The sequence below is a fragment of the Streptomyces sp. NPDC029836 genome, from assembly GCF_055574495.1.
Genome location: NZ_JBVHZI010000001.1, coordinates 1,265,953 through 1,288,486, shown reverse-complemented (window position 1 = coordinate 1,288,486; position 22,534 = coordinate 1,265,953). Strand labels below are relative to the sequence as shown.

The following is a 22,534-nucleotide window of genomic DNA, read 5'->3' as shown; positions in this document are numbered from 1 at the left end:
GACGAGCATGGGTGAGGTTCCAATGGCGGATCAGGCTGCGGATCAGGACAAGATCATCGGCTACCTGAAGCGGGTGACGGCCGATCTGCACCAGACACGGCAGCGCCTGCGCGAGGTCGAGGCCCAGGAGCCGGAGCCGATCGCGATCGTCGGCATGGCCTGCAGGTTCCCCGGCGGCATCCAGTCGCCGGAGGGCCTGTGGGACCTGGTCTCCGGAGGTCGGGACGCCATCACCGACTTCCCGGACGACCGGGGCTGGGACATCGAGTCCCTGTACGACGCCGACCCCGACCAGCGGGGCACCTCGTACACCCGCGAGGGCGGATTCCTCGACGGCGTGGGCGAGTTCGACGCCGGGTTCTTCGGGATCAGCCCGCGCGAAACCCTCGGCATGGACCCGCAGCAGCGCCTGCTGCTCGAAACGTCCTGGGAGACCTTCGAACGCGCCGGCATCGACCCGGTGACCCTGCGCGGCAGCAAGGCCGGCGTGTTCATCGGCACCAACGGCCAGGACTACCCCGACCTGCTGCGCGACGGGGTCCCCCAGGGCGTCGAGCAGTACCTGCTCACCGGAAACGCCGCCAGCGTCGTCTCCGGCCGGCTGTCCTACACCTTCGGTCTCGAAGGCCCGGCGGTCACCGTCGACACCGCCTGTTCGTCCTCCCTCGTCGCCCTCCACCTGGCCGTGCAGGCCCTGCGGTCCGGCGAGTGCTCCCTGGCCCTGGCCGGTGGCGTCACCGTCATGTCCAGCCCGCGCGCCTTCGTCCAGTTCAGCCGGCAGCGCGGTCTCGCCCCCGACGGCCGGTGCAAGCCGTTCGCCGACGGCGCCGACGGCACCGGCTGGGGCGAGGGCGTCGGCATGCTCCTCGTCGAGAAGCTCTCCGACGCCCGCCGCCACGGTCACCCGGTCCTCGCCGTGGTCCGCGGCACCGCCGTCAACCAGGACGGCGCCTCCAACGGGCTCACCGCCCCCAACGGCCCGTCCCAGCAGCGCGTCATCCGCCAGGCGCTGACCAACGCCGGGCTCACCCCGGCGCAGGTCGACGTCGTCGAGGCGCACGGCACCGGCACCACCCTCGGCGACCCCATCGAAGCCCAGGCCATCCTGGCCACCTACGGGCAGAACCGGCCCGAGGGCCGGCCGCTGTGGCTCGGCTCGATCAAGTCGAACATCGGGCACACCCAGGCCGCCGCCGGCGTCGCGGGCATCATCAAGATGGTCGAGGCGATCCGGCACGGCGTCCTGCCCGAGTCCCTCCACATCGACGCGCCGTCCTCCGCCGTCGACTGGGCCACCGGCGACGTCCACCTCCTCGACCGGTCCGTGCCGTGGCCCGAGACCGGCCAACCGCGCCGCGCCGGCATCTCCTCGTTCGGCGTCAGCGGCACCAACGCCCACACCGTCATCGAGCAGGCCCCGCCCGCCGAACCCGCCGCCCCCGCACCCACCGGGACGGACGGCGCCACCGGACCCGTACCGCTGCTGGTCTCCGGCCACGGCGACGACGGCCTGCGCGCCCAGGCCGGCCGGCTCGCCGCCCACCTGCGCGCCCACCCCGCGCTCGCCGACGGCCCCACCGCCCTCACCGACCTCGGGCTCTCCCTCGCCACCAGCCGCTCCGCGCTGGACCGCCGGGCCGTCCTCCTCGCCGCCGACCGCGAGGGACTCCTCGCCGACCTCGACGCGCTCGCCGCCGGCGAACAGCCCGCGACCGGCGTCGTCGGCGCCGTCGGCGAGGGGAACACCGCCTTCCTGTTCGCCGGCCAGGGCAGCCAACGCCCCGGCATGGCCCGCGAACTGTACGCGACCCACCCGGAGTTCGCCCGGGCCCTGGACGAGGTCCGCGACGCACTCGACCAGCACCTCGAACACCCCCTGTACGAGGTGCTGTTCGCCGAGCCGGGCAGCGCCGGGGCGGCCCTGCTCGACGAGACCGCCCACACCCAGGCCGCCCTGTTCGCCGTCGAGGTCGCCCTCCACCGCCAGCTCGAACAGTGGGGCGTGCGCCCCGACTTCCTCATCGGGCACTCCATCGGCGAACTCACCGCCGCCCACGTCGCCGGCGTCCTCACCCTCCCCGACGCCGCCGCCCTCGTCGCCGCCCGCGGCCGACTCATGCAGGCCCTGCCCGCCGGCGGCGCGATGATCGCCGTCGAGGCGACCGAGGAAGAGGTCACCCCGCTCCTCACCGCCCGGATCTCCCTCGCCGCGATCAACGGCCCCCGCTCCGTCGTCGTCTCCGGCGACGAGCACGAGGTCACCGCACTCGCCGAGACCCTGCGGGCCCGCGGCCGCCGCACCAAGCGGCTCACCGTCAGCCACGCCTTCCACTCGCCGCTCATGGACGACATGCTCGACGCGTTCCGCGAGGCCGCCGAGGCCGTCGGCTACGCGCCGCCCGTCATCCCGATCGTCTCCAACCTCACCGGCGCCTCCGTCACCGCCGAGGAGATCTGCACCGCCGACTACTGGGTCCGGCACGTCCGCGAGGCCGTCCGCTTCCGCGACGGGATACGCGGCCTGGCCGCCCTCGGCGTCACCACCTTCATCGAGGTCGGCCCCGGCGGCGTGCTCACCGCCCTCGCCCAGGACTGCCTGGGCGACGAGGACGGCGCCACCGACGCCGTGTTCGTACCGGCCCTGCGCGCCGACCGCCCCGAACCGGCCGCGTTCGCCGCCGCCGTCGCCCGCGCCCACGTCCACGGCATCCGCGTGGACTGGTCCGCCGTCTTCGCCGGCCGCTCGGGCACCCGAGTCGACCTGCCCACGTACGCCTTCCAGCGACGCCTGTACTGGCCCGAGCAGCCCACCGCCTGGACGGGCGACGTCGCCGCCGCCGGCATCGGCTCCGCCGACCACCCGCTGCTCGGCGCGGCCATCTCCCTCGCCGACGGCGACGGCTACCTGTTCACCGGCCGGCTCTCCCTCGCCACCCACCCGTGGCTCGCCGACCACACCGTCATGGACACCGTGCTGCTGCCCGGCACGGCCTTCGTGGAACTCGCCCTGCGGGCCGGCGAACACACCGGCTGCGAACTCCTCGACGAACTCACCCTCCAGGCACCCCTGGCCCTGCCCCCGCACGGCGGCATCCAGATCCAACTCGCCGTCGACGCCCCCGACACCGACGGCCGCCGCTCCCTGACCCTGCACTCCCGGCCCGAGGACGCCGCCGACGACACCTGGGGCGAGGGCGCCTGGACCCGGCACGCCACCGGCTTCCTCGCCCCCGCCGCGCGCGACACCGCCGCCGGCACCGACCTGGCCGTATGGCCCCCGCAGGGCGCCGAAGCCGTCCCCGTCGAAGGCCTCTACGCACACCTCACCGCCTCCGGCTTCGCCTACGGGCCCGTCTTCCAGGGCCTGACCGGCGCCTGGCAGCGTGCCGACGAGGTCTTCGCCGAGATCCGGCTGCCCGAACAGGCCCACGCCGAAGCCGAACTGTTCGGCCTGCACCCGGCCCTCCTGGACGCCGCCCTGCACGCCGTCGGCATGGGCGACCTGCTGGAGGACACCGAGCACGGCCGGCTGCCGTTCTCCTGGAGCGGCGTCACCCTGCACGCCGTCGGCGCGCGCACCCTGCGCGTACGCCTGGCCCCCGCCGGCCAGGACACCGTCCGCGTCGACCTCGCCGACGAGACCGGCGCACCCGTCGCCACCGTCGACGCCCTGCTGCTGCGCCCCGTCACCCCCGACCAGGTACGGGCGTCCCGCACGGCCTTCCACGACTCGCTGTTCCGCGTCGAGTGGACCCCGCTCGCCCTGCCCTCCGCCACCACCGTCGCCCCCGGCCAGTGGGCCCTGCTCGACGCCGCCGACGCCGCCGGCTCCCCGTTCACCACCGTGCTGCCCACGGCCGCCGCCCACGCCGGCCTCGCCGAACTGGCCGCCGCGATCGAAGCCGGCGGCCCCGTACCGCACGCCGTCGTAGTACCGCTGCCCGCCACCGGCGCCGGCTCCCCGACGCCCGTCGACGCCGCGCTGCCCGCCGCCGTCGCCGGAGCCCTGCACCACGCCCTGGACCTCGCCCAGACCTGGCTCGCCGACGACCGATTCGCCGCCTCCCGCCTGGTGTTCGTCAGCCACGGCGCGGTCGCCACCACCGCCGACTCCGACGTCGCCGACCTGGCGCACGCCCCGCTGTGGGGACTGCTGCGCTCCGCCCAGTCCGAACACCCCGACCGGTTCGTCCTCGTCGACCTCGACGAGCGCGAGGAGTCCCTGCGCGCGCTGCCCGCCGCCCTGGCCACGGCCGAACCGCAGCTCGCCCTGCGCGAGGGCCGCGCCGTCGTCCCCCGGCTCGGCCGGGTCCCCGCCGTGCCCGCCGCCGACGGCCACGAGGCCCGCCCGCTCGACACCGACGGCACCGCCCTGGTCACCGGCGCCACCGGCACCCTCGGCGGGCTCGTCGCCCGCCACCTGGTCACCGCGCACGGCGTACGCCGCCTGCTGCTGGCCGGCCGCCGCGGCGAGGCCGCCCCCGGCGCCCCCGAACTCCTCGCCGAACTCCGCGCCCTGGGCGCCGAGGTCACCCTCGCCGCCTGCGACGCCGCCGACCGCGACGCCCTCGCCGCGCTCCTGGACTCCGTACCGGCCGCCCACCCGCTGACCGCCGTCGTGCACACCGCGGGCGTCCTCGACGACGGCATCCTCGAAGCGCTCACCCCCGCGCGAGTCGACCACGTCCTGCCCGCGAAGGTCGACGCGGCCGTCAACCTGCACGAGCTGACCCGCGATCTCGACCTCGCCGCGTTCGTCCTGTTCTCCGCCGCCGCCGGCACCCTCGGCGCGGCCGGGCAGGCCAACTACGCCGCCGCCAACACCTTCCTCGACGCCCTCGCCCACCGGCGCCGCGCCGAAGGCCTGCCCGCCACCGCCCTCGCCTGGGGCCTGTGGGCCGAACGCAGCGCCATGACCGGCGACCTCGCCGACACCGACCGGGAACGCATCGCCCGCGCCGGCGTCGCCGCGCTGTCCTCCGCCGAGGGCCTCGCCCTCATGGACACCGCCCGCACCTCCGGCGAGGCCACCGCCGTCCCCATGCACCTGGACCTCGCCGCCCTGCGGCAGGCCGACGCGAGCATGGTCCCCCCGCTGCTGCGCGCCCTCGTTCGGCCCGCCGCGCGCCGGGCCGCCGCCGACCGCGGCGCCGCCCCCGCCGACGGCCTCACCGAACGCCTGCTGCCGCTGACCGCCGCCGAACGCGACCGGCTGCTGTTGGCCACCGTCCGCGTCCAGGTCGCCGCCGTCCTCGGCTTCCCCGGCCCCGACGCCGTCGACCCGGGCCGCGCCTTCAAGGAACTCGGCTTCGACTCGCTGACCGCCGTCGAGCTGCGCAACCGGCTCGGCTCCGCCACCGGGGTCCGACTGCCCGCCACCCTCGTCTTCGACTACCCGACCCCGAACGCCCTCGCCGCGTTCCTGCGCACCGAACTCCTCGGCGACCTGACCGCGCCCACCGCGCCCGCCGTCGCCGGCGCGCAGGCCGTCGCCGACGAGCCCATCGCCATCGTCGCCATGAGCTGCCGCTTCCCCGGCGGTGTCAGCACCCCCGAGGAGCTGTGGCAGCTCGTCGCCGGCTCCGTGGACGCGATCTCCCCGTTCCCGACCGACCGCGGCTGGAACCTCGACGGGCTGTACGACTCCGACCCCGGCCGCGCCGGCACCTCGTACACCCGCACCGGCGGGTTCCTGCACGACGCCGCCGACTTCGACCCCGACGTCTTCGGCATCAACCCGCGCGAGGCCCTCGCCATGGACCCGCACCAGCGGCTCCTGCTGGAAACCTCCTGGGAGGTGTTCGAACGGGCCGGGCTCGACCCGGCGTCGATGCGCGGCAGCCGCACCGGCGTCTTCGCCGGCGTCATGTACCACGACTACCTGACGCGTCTGCCGGCCGTCCCCGAGGGCCTGGAGGGCTACCTCGGCACCGGCACCGCGGGCAGCGTCGCCTCCGGCCGCGTCTCCTACACCTTCGGCCTGGAGGGCCCGGCCGTCACCATCGACACGGCCTGCTCCTCCTCCCTCGTCGCCCTGCACCTGGCCGCGCAGGCCCTGCGCAGCGGCGAGTGCGACATGGCGCTCGCCGGCGGCGTCACCGTCATGTCCACCCCGGACACCTTCATCGACTTCAGCCGCCAGCGCGGCCTGTCCACCGACGGCCGCTGCAAGTCCTTCTCCGCCGACGCCGACGGCACCGCCTGGGCCGAGGGCGCCGGCATGATCCTCGTAGAGCGGCTCTCCGACGCCCGCCGCAACGGTCACCCCGTCCTCGCCGTGGTCCGCGGCACCGCCGTCAACCAGGACGGCGCCTCCAACGGCCTCACCGCCCCCAACGGGCCGTCCCAGCAGCGCGTCATCCGCGAAGCCCTCGCCCACGCCGGCCTGGGCGCGGCCGACGTCGACGCCGTCGAGGCCCACGGCACCGGCACCACCCTCGGCGACCCCATCGAGGCGCAGGCCCTGATCGCCACCTACGGCCAGGGCCGCCCCGCCGACCGGCCGCTGCGCCTGGGCTCCATCAAGTCGAACATCGGCCACACCCAGGCCGCCGCGGGCGCCGCCGGCATCATCAAGATGGTCCAGGCGATGCGCCACGGCGTCCTGCCCGCCTCCCTGCACATCGCCGAGCCGTCCCCGCACATCGACTGGAGCGCGGGCGCCGTCGAACTGCTCACCGAGTCCGCCGCCTGGCCCGAGACGGACCGCCCGCGCCGCGCCGGCATCTCCTCCTTCGGAGTGAGCGGCACCAACGCGCACGTCATCATCGAGCAGCCGCCCACCGAGCCGAACGCCGACGCGGACGCGCCCACCGGCCTCGCGCCGGCCGAGAGCGCCGGCGTCGCCGCGGGCACCGCGCTCCCGTACGTCCTCGCCGGCCGCACCCCCGACGCGCTGCGCGCCCAGGCCGCCCGCCTCGCCGAACACCTCCTACGGCACCCCGAAGTCCACCCCGCCGACGTGGCGTTCTCCCTGGCCACCAGCCGCACCGCCCTGGATCGGCGGGCCGCCGTCGTCGCCACGGACCGCGACGGACTCCTGGCCGGACTCGACGCGCTCGCCGAGGGCCGCGACGGCGCCGGGCTCGTCCGGCACGACACCGCCGACGGCCGGCTCGCCGTCCTCTTCACCGGTCAGGGCAGCCAGCGCCCCGGCATGGGCCGCGAACTGTACGCCGCCCACCCCGTGTTCGCCGCCGCCCTGGACGAGGTCTGCGCCGCCCTCGATCCGCACCTCGAACAGCCCCTCAAGGACGTCCTGTTCGACGAGGACGACACCCGGCTGAACCGGACCGGCCACACCCAGCCCGCCCTGTTCGCGCTGGAGACCGCGCTCTACCGGCTCGTCGCGTCGTGGGGCGTGCGCCCCGACTTCGTCGCAGGCCACTCCGTCGGCGAGATCACCGCCGCGCACGTCGCGGGCGTCCTCACGCTGTCCGACGCCGCCGCCCTCGTCGCCGCCCGCGGCCGCCTCATGGAACAACTCCCCGCGGGCGGTGCGATGATCGCGCTGACCGGCACCGAGGCCGAGGTCCGCCCGCTGCTCGCCGGCCACGAGGACCGCGTCGGCATCGCCGCCGTCAACTCCGCCTCCTCCGTGGTCATCTCCGGCGACGAGGGCCTCGCCCTGGAGATCGCCGCCGAGTTCGAACGGCGCGGCCGCCGCACCAAGCGGCTCACCGTCAGCCACGCCTTCCACTCCCCGCTGATGGACGACATGCTCGACGCCTTCCGCGACGTCGCCGCCTCCCTCACCTACCACGCGCCCACCCTCCCCGTCATCACCCACCTCACCGGCGCCGTCGCCGGCGAGGAACTGCGCACCCCCGAGCACTGGGTCGCCCACGTCCGCGAAGCCGTCCGCTTCCTCGACGGCATCCGCACCCTGGACGCCGAACACGTCACCACCTACCTCGAACTGGGCCCGCAGGGCGTCCTGTCCGGCCTCGGCCGCGACTGCCTCACCGAAACCGACGCCGGTGCCGACGCCGGTGCCGGTGCCGGTTCCGATTCCCGCCCGGACGTCGTGTTCGTCCCCGCGCTGCGGCGCGACCGCGGCGAGGCCGAGGCGCTCGCCGCCGCCGTCGCCGCGCTCCACACCCGCGCCGTCCCCCTGGACTGGACGGCGTACTTCGCCGCGACCGGCGCCCGCCGCACCGACCTGCCCACCTACGCCTTCCAGCGCCGCCGGTTCTGGCTGGAGGCGCCCGCCGGACACATCGGCGACGTCGAGTCGGCCGGCCTCGGCGCCGCCCACCACCCGCTGCTCGGCGCCGCCGTACCGCTCGCCGACGGCGAGGGCTTCCTCTTCACCGGCCGGCTCTCCCTGGACACCCACCCCTGGCTCGCCGACCACGCCGTCATGGGCACCGTCCTGCTGCCCGGCACCGCCTTCATCGAACTCGCCATCCGCGCCGGCGACCAGGCCGGCTGCGACGTCCTGGAGGAACTCACCCTCGAAGCGCCGCTGATCCTGGCCCCGCACACCGCGGTACGCCTCCAGCTCGTCGTGGGCGCGGCGGACCGCGACGGCCGGCGCACCCTCGACCTGTACTCCGGCGACCCCGACGCCGCCGACGACGAACCGTGGACCCGGCACGCCGCGGGCGTCCTCGCCACCGGCGCGCCCCGCCCCGCGTTCGACCTCGCCGCCTGGCCGCCGCCCGGCGCCGAGGCCGTCTCCGTGGACGGCCTCTACGAGCACCTCGGCAGCGGCGGCTTCACCTACGGGCCCGTCTTCCAGGGCCTGCGCGCCGCCTGGACCCTCGACGGCGACGTCTACGCCGAAGTGGCCCTGCCCGACGAACGGCAGGCGGAGGCCGGCCGGTTCGGCCTGCACCCGGCCCTGCTCGACGCCGCGCTGCACGCCACCTTCGTCCAGCCGTCCCCCGACGCGGACCGTCAGGGCCGGCTCCCGTTCTCCTGGCGCGGGGTGTCCCTGCACGCCGTCGGCGCGTCCGCGCTGCGGGTGCGCCTCACCCCCGACGGCGACGAGAGCATCTCCCTGCAACTCGCCGACACCACCGGGGCGCCCGTCGCCGCCGTCGACCACCTCGTGCTGCGGCCCGTCTCCGCCGAGCGGCTCGCCGGTGCCTCCCGCACCGCCCACCACGAGTCGCTGTTCCGGATCGAGTGGGTCACGGTGCCGCTGCCGTCCGCCCCGGCCGCCGACGCGACCCCCTGGGTCGTGGTGGGCGCCGACGCCGACGCGCTGCCCGGTCCCGTCCACGCCGACCTCGCGGCGCTCGCCGCCGCCCTCGACGCGGGCGCCGACGCCCCCGCGTACGTCCTGGCCCCCTGCCCGCCGGCCGCGGACGGGAACCCGCTCACCACCGACGCCGTCCACACCGCCGGCCACCGGGCCCTCGCCCTCGTCCAGGGCTGGCTCGCCGACGACCGCTTCGCCGCCTCCCGCCTGGTGTTCGTCACCCGGGGCGCCGTCGCCGGCCAGGGCGACTGGGACCTCACCGACCCGGCCCACGCCGCCGCCTGGGGCCTGGTCCGCTCCGCCCAGTCGGAGAACCCCGACCGGTTCGTCCTCGCCGACCTCGACACCGGCGCGACCGGCCCCGACGCCACCCTGCTGGCCGCGGCCCTCGGCACCGGCGAACCGCAGTTCGCGATCCGCCGCGGCACCGTCCACGCGCCCCGCCTGGCCCGGATCCCCGCCACCACCCCGCTGACCCCGCCCACGGACGGCGCCGCCTGGCGCATGGACATCGAGGACAAGGGCACCCTCGACCACCTCACCCTCGTCCCCAGCCCCGAATCCGAAGCACCCCTGGAACCCGGCCAGGTCCGCGTCGCCGTACGCGCCGCCGGCCTCAACTTCCGCGACGTCCTCAACGCCCTCGGCATGTACCCCGGCGACCCCGGCCTGATGGGCAGCGAAGGCGCCGGCACCGTCGTCGAGACCGGCCCCGGCGTCACCGACCTCGCCGCCGGCGACCGCGTCATGGGCATGCTGCCCGGCGCGTTCGGCCCGCTCGCCGTCGTCGACCGCCGCATGATCGCCCCCATGCCCGAGGGCTGGACCTTCGCCGAGGCAGCGGCCGTCCCGATCGTCTTCATGACGGCCTACTACGCCCTGCACGACCTCGCCGGCCTGCGCGAGGGCGAAACCCTCCTCGTGCACGCCGCGGCCGGCGGCGTCGGCATGGCCGCCGTCCAACTGGCCCGCCACCGGGGCGCCGACGTCTACGCCACCGCCAGTCCCGCCAAGTGGGACACCCTGCGCGGACTCGGCCTGACCGACGACCGGATCGCGTCCAGCCGCACCCTCGACTTCGAGGACACCTTCCGCACGGCCACCGACGGCCGCGGCGTCGACGTCGTCCTCGACTCCCTCGCCCGCGAGTTCGTCGACGCCTCCCTGCGGCTCCTGCCGCGCGGCGGGCGCTTCGTCGAGATGGGCAAGACCGACGTACGCGACCCCCGCGAGGTCGCCGCCGCCCACCCCGGCGTCGGCTACCAGGCCTTCGACCTCACCGAGGCCGGCCTCGACCGCATCCAGGAGATGCTCACCGAGCTGCTCGGCCTCTTCGAGGCCGGCGCCCTGAACCCCATCCCCGTCTCCGCGTGGGACCTCCGCCAAGCCCCCGAGGCGTTCCGCTACCTCAGCCAGGCCCGCCACACCGGCAAGATCGTCCTGACCGTGCCCGCCGCCTGGAACCCGGACGGCACCGTCCTCATCACCGGCGGCACCGGCACCCTCGGCGCGCTCGTCGCCCGACACGCCGTCACCGCCCGCGGCGCCCGCCGCCTCGTCCTGACCAGCCGACGCGGCGAACGGGCCGCCGGAGCCACCGAACTCGCCGCCGAACTGCGCGCCCTGGGCGCCGACGTCACCATCGCCGCCTGCGACGCCGCCGACCGCGACGCGCTCGCCGCCCTGCTCGACGCCATCCCCGCCGAGCACCCGCTGACCGCCGTCGTCCACACCGCCGGCGTCCTCGACGACGGGATCGCCGAGGCGCTCACCCCCGAACGCCTCGACACCGTCCTGCGGCCCAAGGCCGACGCCGCCCTGCACCTGCACGACCTGACCCGCCGCCTCGACCTGACCGACTTCGTCCTCTTCTCCTCCGCCGCCGGCACCTTCGGCGGCGCCGGACAGGCCAACTACGCCGCCGCGAACGTCTTCCTCGACGCCCTCGCCCGCCACCGCCAGGCCCACGGCCTGCCCGGCACCTCCCTCGGCTGGGGCCTGTGGGCCGAAGCCAGCGGCATGACCGGAGAACTCGACACCGCCGACAAGGACCGCATGACGCGCTCCGGCGTCCTCGGCCTCTCCACCGAAGAGGGCCTCGCCCTCCTCGACACCGCCCACCGCACCGGCGACGCCCACCTCGTCCCCATGCAGCTCGACCTCGCACCGCTGCGCCAGGCCGACGCCGGCATGGTCCCCGCCCTGCTGCGCGGCCTGGTCCGGGCGCCCGCCCGCCGAGCCGTCGAAGCCGGCGCCGCCCGCACCGGTACCCCGCTCGTCGAACAGCTCGTACGGCTCCCCGAGCACGAACGGGACACCCTCCTGCTCGACCTCGTACGCGACCAGGTCGCCGCCGTCCTCGGCCACGCCACGCCCGACGCCGTCGAACCCGGCCGCGCGTTCAAGGACCTCGGCTTCGACTCGCTGACCGCCGTCGAGTTCCGCAACCGGCTCGGCGCCACCGCCGGCGTCCGGCTGCCCGCGACCCTCGTCTTCGACTACCCCACCCCGGCCGTCCTCGCCGCCTACCTCAAGGACGAACTCCTCGGCTCCGAGGCCGCCGCCGCGGTCGCCGCCCTGCCGCGCCACCCGGCCGGCGCCGGCGCCGCCGACGACCCCATCGCCATCGTCGCCATGAGCTGCCGCTTCCCCGGCGGCGTCCGCAGCCCCGAGGACCTGTGGGAGCTGCTGGCCGAAGGCCGCGACGGCATCGCCGACCTCCCCGCGGACCGCGGCTGGGACACCGAGGCGCTGTACGACCCGGACCCCGACAGCCCCGGCACCTCGTACGCCCGCGAAGGCGGCTTCGTCTACGACGCCCACCACTTCGACCCCGGCTTCTTCGGGATCAACCCGCGCGAGGCCCTCGCCATGGACCCGCAGCAGCGCCTGCTGTTGGAGACCTCGTGGGAGGCGTTCGAGCGGGCCGGCATCGACCCGACGGCCCTGCGCGGCCAACAGGTCGGCGTGTTCGTCGGCCAGATGCACAACGACTACGTCTCCCGCCTGAACACCGTCCCCGAGGGCGTCGAGGGCTACCTCGGCACCGGCGGCTCCAGCAGCATCGCCTCCGGCCGCGTCTCCTACACCTTCGGCTTCGAAGGCCCCGCCGTCACCGTCGACACCGCCTGCTCGTCCTCGCTCGTCGCCCTGCACCTCGCCGCGCAGGCCCTGCGCAGCGGCGAATGCTCGATCGCCCTCGCCGGCGGCGTCACCATCATCACCACCCCCGACGTGTTCACCGAGTTCAGCCGACAGCGGGGTCTCGCCGCCGACGGCCGCTGCAAGCCGTTCGCGGCCGCCGCCGACGGCACTGCGTGGGGCGAGGGCATCGGCATGCTGCTCGTCGAGCGGCTCTCCGACGCCCGCCGCAACGGCCACCAGGTCCTCGCCGTGGTCCGCGGCACCGCCGTGAACCAGGACGGCGCCTCCAACGGCCTCACCGCCCCCAACGGCCCGGCGCAGCAGCGCGTCATCCGCCAGGCCCTGGTCAACTCCGGTCTGACCGCCGCCGAGGTCGACGCCGTCGAGGCGCACGGCACCGGCACCCGACTGGGCGACCCCATCGAGGCGCAGGCACTGATCGCCACCTACGGCCAGGACCGGCCCGAGGAGAGCCCGCTCTGGCTGGGCTCCATCAAGTCCAACTTCGGCCACACCCAGGCCGCCGCCGGCGTCGCCGGCATCATCAAGATGGTCCAGGCGATGCGACACGGGATCCTGCCCCGGACCCTGCACGTCGACGAGCCGTCCCCGCACGTCGACTGGTCCGCCGGCGCCGTCTCCCTGCTCACCGCACAGCGCCCCTGGCCCGAGACCGGCCGACCCCGCCGCGCCGGCATCTCCTCCTTCGGCATGAGCGGCACCAACGCCCACGCCATCGTCGAACTCCCGGCCGACCCGACGACGGCCCCGGTCGCCGCCGACACCCCGGGCGGTGGACACGCGGCCCCGGCCACGCTCCCGTGGCACCTGACGGCGCGCACGGCCGAAGCCCTGCGCGCCCAGGGCGAGCGCCTCCTGTCCCACCTGGACGCCCACCCCGACGCGGAACCCACCGACATCGGCCACTCACTGGCCACCGGCCGGGCCGTCTTCGAGCACCGCGCCACCGTGATCGCCTCGGACCGGGACGGATTCCGCACCGCCCTGACGGCCCTCGCCGAGGGCCGCTCGACTCCGGGCCTCATCCTGGGCTCGCCCACGGCAGGCGAGAAGCTCGCGTTCCTGTTCACCGGTCAGGGCAGTCAGCGGCTGGGGATGGGCCGTGAACTGTACGACGCCTACCCGGTGTTCGCGGAGGCGTTGGACGCGGTGTGTGAGTCGTTGGATCTCGAACTGCCGTTGAAGGAGGTTCTGTTCGGGTCGGATGTCGATCTGTTGGGTGAGACCCGTTTCACGCAGCCTGCGTTGTTCGCGGTCGAGGTGGCGTTGTTCCGGTTGCTGGCATCGTGGGGTGTGAGGCCGGACTTCGTGTCCGGTCATTCGATCGGTGAGGTCGCTGCCGCGCACGTGTCCGGTGTGTTGTCGTTGGCGGACGCGTGCACGTTGGTGGCGGCGCGTGGTCGGTTGATGCAGGCGCTGCCGGCGGGTGGTGTGATGGTCGCGCTGGAGGCGGCGGAGGACGAGGTCCTGCCGTTGCTGTCGGATCGGGTGAGCATCGCTGCGATCAATGGTCCGCGTGCGGTGGTCGTCGCGGGTGACGAGGACGCGGCTGTCGCGGTCGTGGATGCTTTGGCCGGTCGCAAGTCGAAGCGGCTCGCGGTGAGTCACGCGTTCCACTCGCCGCACATGGACGGCATGTTGGAGGCCTTCCGGCAGGTGGTGTCAGGCCTGTCGTTCTCCGCTCCGAGCATTCCGATCGTCTCCAATCTGACCGGCGCTCTGATCGCCGACGGTGAGATGGGTTCGGCGGAGTTCTGGGTGAGGCACGTCCGCGAGGCGGTCCGCTTCCTCGACGGTGTCCGCACGTTGGAAGCCGCCGGGGTGACGACGTACGTCGAACTCGGCCCGGACGGGATCCTGTCGGCCCTCGCCCAGGAATGCGTCACGCGGGACTCCGCCTTCGCCCCCGCCCTGCGCTCCGGACGGGACGAGGCCCGGACGCTGCTCTCGGCACTCGCCACCGCCTGGGTACGCGGCAACACCGTCGACCGGACCGCGTACTACGTCCCGCTCGGGACCCGCCGCGTGGACCTGCCGACGTACGCCTTCCAGCGCACCGTGCACTGGCTCGACGCCGGTCGCGCGGACGGCGACGTCGGGGCGGCCGGACTCGGCACCACCGACCACCCGCTGCTCGGCGCCGAGGTCCAACTGCCCGACTCCGACGGCCACCTCTTCACCGGCCGGCTGTCGCTGGCCACCCACCCGTGGCTCGGGGACCACCGCGTCATGGGCGCGGCCCTGCTGCCCGGCACGGCCTTCGTCGAGCTGGCACTCCGGGCCGGCGACCACGTCGGCTGCGACCTGGTCGACGAACTCACCCTCGAAGCCCCGCTGGTGCTGCCCGAGCAGGGCGGCGTACAACTGCGGCTCGCCGTCGGCGCCGCCGACCCGACGGGCCGGCGCCGCAGTATCGCCCTCCACTCCCGCCCGGAGGGCGCGGACACGGACACGCCGTGGACGCGGCACGCCGTAGGCGTGCTCGCCACCGGCGCCGAACCCGCCCCGCAGGGTCTCACCGAGTGGCCGCCGCCCGGTGCGCGAGCCGTCCCGGTGGAGGGACTGTACGAGGGCCTCGCGGACTCCGGCTTCGGCTACGGCCCCGTGTTCCAGGGCCTGCGGGCCGCCTGGCAGCACGAGGGCACGTACTGGGCCGAGGTCGCCCTGCCCGACGGCGCGGCCGACGAGGCCGCACGCTTCGGCCTGCACCCGGCCCTTCTCGACGCCGCCCTGCACGCGCTCGGACTGCGCGCCGCCGACGGCACCGAGGGCCGGCTGCCGTTCTCCTGGACCGGCGTCAGCCTGTACGCGGTCGGCGCCTCCGAGCTGCGCGTACGCCTGACCACCGGCCGGAGCGGCGACGTGGCCCTCACCCTGGCCGACGCCGCCGGAGCCCCGGTCGCCTCGGTCACCGGCCTGGCCCTGCGGGCCGTCAGCCGTGACCAGCTCGCCGCCGGACCGGACCTCACCCGCGACGCCCTCTTCCGCGTCGAGTGGACGCGGTCGCCGGCGGGCGGAACCCCCTTCGACGACTGGTCGATGCGGGGCGAGGGCGACGGGACCGAGGCCGCCTCGGTGGTGTCGCTCCTGGAGCCGACCGGCGAGGACCTCGCCGCCGCGGTGCACGCCGGGACCGGCCGGGTCCTGGAGATCCTCCAGGAGTGGGCCGCCGCCGACGGACCCGCCGGGTCCCGGCTGGTGTTCCTGACCCGGGGCGCGGTGGAAGCCCTACCGGGCGAGGGCGTGCCGGACCTGGCGCACGCCGCGGTACGGGGACTCGTACGGTCGGCGCAGTCCGAGAACCCGGGCCGCATCGTGCTCGTCGACGTGGACGTCGATGCCGACGCCGATGTGCACCGGGCCCTCTCCGCCGCCCTCGCCTCCGGCGAGTCCGAGGTCGCGGTGCGCGACGGCGCCGTCCTGGTGCCGAGGCTGGCGCGGGCGTCGGCCGCCGTGGACGCGTCCCCCGAGTGGGACGCCGACGGTACCGTCCTGGTGACGGGTGCGAGCGGCTCGCTGGGCGGGCTGTTCGCCCGTCACCTGGTGTCCGGGCACGGCGTACGGAACCTGCTGCTGGTCAGCCGTCGCGGTGAGGCCGCCGAGGGCGCCGCCGAGCTGTCGGTGGAGCTGGCCGGCCTGGGCGCCGAGGTCTCCTGGGCCGCGTGCGACGTGGCCGACCGGGCCGCGCTGGCCGCCGTACTGGCGGCCATTCCGGCGGAGCACCCGCTGACCGGCGTCGTGCACACGGCCGGCGTGCTGGACGACGGGGTCATCGGCTCCCTCACGGCGGAACGCCTGTCGGCGGTCCTGCGCCCCAAGACGGACGCGGCGTGGAACCTCCACGAACTGACCCGCGACCTGGACCTGTCCGCGTTCGTGCTGTTCTCCTCCGCCGCCGGTGTGTTCGGTGGCGCGGGCCAGGGCAACTACGCGGCGGCCAACACCTTCCTGGACGCCCTCGCCGCCGAACGCCGGGCCCGGGGCCTGGCCGCCGGGTCCCTCGCCTGGGGGCTGTGGACGGGTGTCGGCGGCATGGGCGGTGACCTGCCCGCCGGCGATCGCGACCGCATCAACCGCGGTGGCATCGGCGCCCTCACGCCGGACACCGGCCTCGCCCTCTTCGACGCGGCCCGCCGCACCACCGAACCGCTGCTCGTGCCGCTCCCGCTCGACCTGGCCGCCCTGCGCGCCCAGGCCCGTGGCGGCGTGGTCCCCGACCTGCTGCGCGGCCTGGTCCGCGTACCGGCACGCCGGGCGGCCGGACAGGCCGGCACGGCCGACGGGTCCGCGCTCATCACCCGACTGTCCGCGCTCGCGCCGACCGAACGGGAGCAGGCGCTGCTGGACCTCGTCCGGACCGAGGTGGCCGCCGTACTCGGGCACGCCTCGACCGAGGAGGTGTCGGCCGACCGGGCCTTCAAGGAACTCGGCTTCGACTCGCTGACCTCCGTCGAACTGCGCAACCGCCTCGGCGCCGCCACCGGCCAGCGGCTCCCCGCCACCCTCGTCTTCGACTACCCGACGCCCCACGTGCTCGCGGCGTACCTGCGGACCGAGGTCCTCGGCCTGACCGGGGACGCGGACGGTGCGACGACCGCCGCCGGCGCCCTGCCGGTCACCCTCGGAGCCTCCTTCCAGGACGACCCGATCGCGATCGTCGGCATGAGCTGCCGCTACCCCGGAGGCGTCGAAACCCCCGAGGACCTGTGGCGCCTGGTGGCCGGCGGCATCGACGCCATCTCCGAGTTCCCCCAGGGCCGCGGCTGGGACCTGGAGTCGCTCTACGACCCGGATCCGGACGGCAAGGGCACCAGCTACACCCGCTCCGGCGGCTTCCTGCACGACGCGGGCCGCTTCGACCCCGCGTTCTTCGGGATCTCACCGCGCGAGGCCGTGGCGATGGACCCGCAGCAGCGGCTGCTGCTGGAGACCTCGTGGGAGGCGTTCGAGCGGGCCGGCATCGACCCGGCGTCGATGCGCGGCAGCCGCACCGGCGTCTTCGCGGGCATCATGTACCACGACTACGCCACCCGCATCACCTCCGTGCCCGACGGCGTCGAGGGCTACCTCGGCACCGGCAACTCCGGCAGCATCGCCTCGGGCCGCGTCTCGTACGCGTTCGGCCTGGAGGGCCCGGCGGTCACCGTCGACACCGCGTGCTCCTCGTCCCTCGTCGCCCTGCACTGGGCGATCCAGGCGCTGCGCAACGGCGAATGCACGATGGCGCTGGCCGGCGGTGTCACCGTCATGTCGACACCGGGCACCTTCACCGAGTTCAGCCGCCAGCGCGGTCTGGCCGCCGACGGCCGCATCAAGTCCTTCGCCGCCGCCGCCGACGGCACCAGCTGGGCCGAGGGCGCGGGCATGCTGCTCGTGGAGCGCCTGTCCGACGCCCGCCGCAACGGTCACCCCGTGCTCGCGGTGGTCCGTGGCTCGGCGATCAACCAGGACGGCGCCTCCAACGGCCTCACCGCCCCCAACGGGCCGTCCCAGCAGCGCGTCATCCGCCAGGCCCTCGCCTCCGGCGGGCTGACCAGCGACCAGATCGACGTGGTCGAGGCCCACGGCACGGGCACCACCCTCGGCGACCCGATCGAGGCACAGGCCCTGCTGGCGACCTACGGGCGCGAGCGAGCCGCCGACGAGCCCCTCCTGCTCGGTTCGATCAAGTCGAACATGGGCCACACGCAGGCCGCGGCCGGTGTCGCCGGCGTCATCAAGATGATCATGGCGATGCGGCACGGGATCCTGCCCCGCACCCTGCACGTCGACGAGCCGACCCCGCACGTCGACTGGGAGGACGGCGCCGTCAGCCTGCTGACGGAGTCCATGCCGTGGCCGGAGACCGGCCGCCCGCGCCGCGCCGGCGTCTCCTCGTTCGGCATCAGCGGCACCAACGCCCACACGATCATCGAGCAGGCCCCGGACGAGACCGACGCGCACGCGCCGACCGCCCCCGAGGCCGGCACCGCACCCGTACTCCCGTACGTCCTGTCCGCGAAGTCCGCGGACGCGCTGCGTGGCCAGGCGGCCCGCCTGCGGGCCCGTCTGACGGAGGTGCCCGAGGTCGCCGCCCCGGACCTGGCCTACTCGCTGGCCACCCGACGCGCCGCCTTCGACCACCGTGCGGTGGTCGTCGCGGGGGACCGGGACGCACTGCTCCGCGGCCTGACCGCACTGGAGAACGGCGACCCGACCGACGGCGCCGTGACCCGAGGCACCCTGGGCGCGACCGGCGCCGGCAAGCTGGCCTTCCTCTTCACCGGCCAGGGCAGCCAGCGCCTCGGCACGGGACGCGAACTGTACGCAACACACCCGGTGTTCGCCTCCGCACTCGACGCGGTGTGCGAACGCATGGGCGGCGAACCGTCGCTGGAGGAACTGTTGTTCGGTGCGGACGCGGAACTCCTCGACCGGACGGAACACACCCAGCCTGCGCTGTTCGCGGTGGAGGTGGCACTGTTCCGACTGCTCGAATCGTGGGGCGTGCGGCCGGACTTCGTGTCCGGTCACTCCATCGGTGAGATCGCTGCCGCGCACGTGGCGGGTGTGCTGTCGTTGGACGACGCGTGCACCCTGGTCGCGGCGCGCGGCCGGTTGATGCAGGCACTGCCGACCGGTGGCGTGATGATCGCCCTGCGGGCCTCGGAGGACGAGGTCCTGCCGTTGCTGACGGACCGGGTGAGCATCGCCGCCGTCAACGGCCCGCAGTCGGTCGTGATCGCGGGTGACGAGGACGCGGCGACGGCGGTCGTGGAGGCCTTCACCGGCCGCAAGTCCAAGCGGCTCACGGTCAGTCACGCGTTCCATTCGCCGCACATGGACGGCATGCTCGCCGACTTCCGCAAGGTGGCGGACGGGCTGGCGTACGCGACGCCGCGCGTCCCGATCGTCTCGAACCTGACCGGCGCCCTGATCACCGGGGACGAGATGGGCAGCGCGGACTTCTGGGTCCGGCACGTCCGCGAGGGCGTCCGGTTCCTCGACGGCGTCCGCGCGCTGGAAGCCGCCGGCGTGACCACGTACCTCGAACTCGGCCCCGACGGAACCCTGTCCGCCCTCGCCCAGGACTGCCTCACCCAGGACGACGCGGCCCGGTTCGCGCCCACCCTGCGCGCCGGCCGCCCCGAATCCGAGACCCTGAACACCGCCCTCGCCCTCGCCCACATCCACGGCGCCCACGTGGACTGGGACGGCTGGTTCGCCCCGACCGGCGCCCGCCAGGTCGAGCTGCCCACCTACGCCTTCCAACGCGACTGGTACTGGCTCGACTCGGCCCCCACCGGCCCCTACGCCCCGGCCGACGCCGCCGGCTTCGGACTCGGCACGACGGACCACCCGCTGCTCGGCGCGGCCGTCGAACTCCCCGACTCGGACGGCTTCCTCTTCACCGGCCGCCTCGCGGCCACCACCCACCCGTGGCTCGCCGACCACACCGTCCTCGGCTCGGTCCTGCTGCCCGGCACCGCCTTCGTGGAAATCGCGGTCCGAGCGGGCGACCAGGTCGGCTGCGACGTCCTGGAAGAGCTGACCCTGGAAGCCCCGCTCGTCCTACCCGAGCGCGCCGGCATCCAACTCCGCCTCTCCCTCTCCGGAGCCGACGCATCCGGCCGACGGGCCCTGTCCCTGTACTCCCGGGACGAGGAAAGCCCCACCGACGAGCCGTGGACGCGGCACGCCACCGGCGTCCTCACCACCGCTGCCGACGCCCCCAACCCGCCGGCCGACCTCACGGCCTGGCCCCCCGCCGGAGCCGAACCGGTCGACCTCGACGGGCTCTACGAAGGCCTCGCCGCCGCCGGCTTCGACTACGGCCCCGCCTTCCAGGGCCTGCGCACCGCCTGGCTGCACGACGACGCCGTGTACGCCGAGGTGAGCCTCGACGAGGAGACCGCGGCGACGGCCGACTGGTTCGGCCTCCACCCCGCGCTCCTGGACGCCACCCTGCACGCGGCCGGACTCGGCTCCCTCGTCGAGAACACCGGGCAGGGCCGACTGCCCTTCGCCTGGAGCGGCGTACGGCTCCACGCGGCCGGCGCCGCCGCCGTCCGGGTCCGCCTGGCCCCGGCCGGCAACGACGCCGTATCGCTGGAGCTCGCCGACCCGGCGGGCGCACCGGTCGCCTCCGTGGCGTCGCTCGCCCTGCGGGCCGTGTCGCCCGAGCAGATCGGCGCGGCACGCGGCGGACGCCACGAGTCGCTGTTCCGGGTCGAGTGGACGCCGCTCGCCCTCACCCCGGCCCCCGCGGCCGAGCAGCGCCCCTGGGCCCTGCTCGCGGACGGCCACCCCGGGCTCGACGCGGTGGGCGTCCGCTACGAGACCCACGACGGCCTCGGCACCCTCACGGCCCCGACGCTGGTCTGCGTCCCGCTGTCATCCCCGTCGACCGACACGCAGGACGTGTCGCGTGCGGTGCACGCCGAGACGGGCCGGGTGCTGGAACTGCTCAAGGAATGGCTGGCCGACGACCGCTTCGCGGACGCACGCCTGCTGTTCCTGACGCGGGGCGCGGTGGCCGCCGTACCGGGCGAGGACCTCCCGGACCTCGTACACGCCCCGGCGTGGGGCCTGGTCCGCTCGGCGCAGTCGGAGAACCCCGGCCGGATCGTCCTGGCCGACACGGACGGCACGGACGCGTCCTACCGGGCCCTGACCGCCGTACTGGCCTCGGGGGAGTCCGAGGTCGCGGTGCGCGGGGGCGCGGTCCTGGTGCCGAGGCTGGCGCGGGCGTCGGCCGCCGTGGACGCGTCCCCTGAGTGGGACGCCGACGGTACCGTCCTGGTGACGGGTGCGAGTGGCTCGTTGGGCGGGTTGTTCGCCCGTCACCTGGTGTCCGAGCACGGTGTACGGAACTTGCTGCTGGTCAGTCGTCGTGGTGAGGCCGCCGAGGGCGCCGCCGAGTTGTCGGCGGAGCTGGCCGGTCTGGGTGCCGAGGTGTCCTGGGCGGCTTGCGACGTCGCCGATCGGGCCGCGCTGGCGGCCGTGCTGGCGGCCATTCCGGTGGAGCACCCGTTGACCGGTGTGGTGCATACGGCCGGTGTGCTGGACGACGGTGTCATCGGCTCCTTGACGGCCGAGCGGTTGTCGGCGGTACTGCGTCCGAAGGTGGATGCCGCGTGGAACCTCCACGAACTCACGGCAGGATTGGACCTGTCCGCGTTCGTGCTGTTCTCCTCCGCCGCCGGTGTGTTCGGTGGTGCGGGTCAGGCCAACTACGCGGCGGGCAACGTGTTCCTGGACGCCCTCGCCGCACACCGCAACGCCCAGGGTCTGGCGGGCACCTCGCTCGCCTGGGGTCTGTGGGCCGAGACGGGCGGCATGGGGGACACCCTGGATGCCGAGGACGTCTCCCGGCTCGGTCGGGGTGGCGTTAACGCGCTCACCGCCGCCGAAGGCCTCGTCCTGTTCGACGCCGCATGCGCCTCCGGGCAGCCGCTGCTGGTGCCGGTCAAGCTGGACCTGGCCGCACTCCGCGCCCAAGCGGGCACGGGAATGCTCCCGCCGTTGCTCTCCGGCCTCGTCCGCACGCCCACCCGCCGGGCCGCGCAGAGCACCACCGGCGGCGGCGCCGACGGGGGAGCGGACCTGCGCGAGCGCCTCTCCGGGCTCTCGCCCGCCGCACGGGACGAGGCCCTGCTGGAGCTCGTCTGCACGTACGTCGCAGGGGTCCTCGGCTTCGCCGGTCCCGAAGCGGTCGACCCGGCACGGTCGTTCAACGAAGTCGGCTTCGACTCGCTGACCGCCGTCGAGCTCCGCAACCGGCTCGGCGCCGCCACCGGCGTACGACTGCCCGCCACGCTCGTCTTCGACTACCCGACGCCGACCGCGCTCGTGGACTACCTGCGGGACGAACTCTGGCAGCACGGCGCGGCGGCCGTACCGCCCCTGCTCGCCGAACTGGACCGGATGGAGCAGTCGCTCGTCACCTCCACGCCCGACTCCGCCGGCCGTGACCGCATCACCGAACGCCTCCAGGCCCTGCTCACCGCCTGGAGCGCGGCAGCGGACGCGGCGGCCGACCTCCCGGCCGAGCCCGACGGCCCCGATGTGGCCGAGGCCCTGGAGAGCGCGACCGACGACGACCTCTTCGACTTCATCGGCAAGGAGTTCGGCATCTCATGACGCGGCAGCTCCACCCCACCCCGTCCCACCACTCTGACT

General features: G+C 75.0%; 1 protein-coding gene. It reads left to right on the top strand.

Translation table 11 applies throughout. The features are described from left to right. The first annotated feature begins 22 nt into the window (after window positions 1–22). Entirely contained in the window at window positions 23–22,495 is a 22,473-nt protein-coding gene (locus ACZ4XJ_RS05725; protein WP_468495416.1) for an SDR family NAD(P)-dependent oxidoreductase, read from the top strand. Window positions 22,496–22,534: the final 39 nt, after the last annotated feature.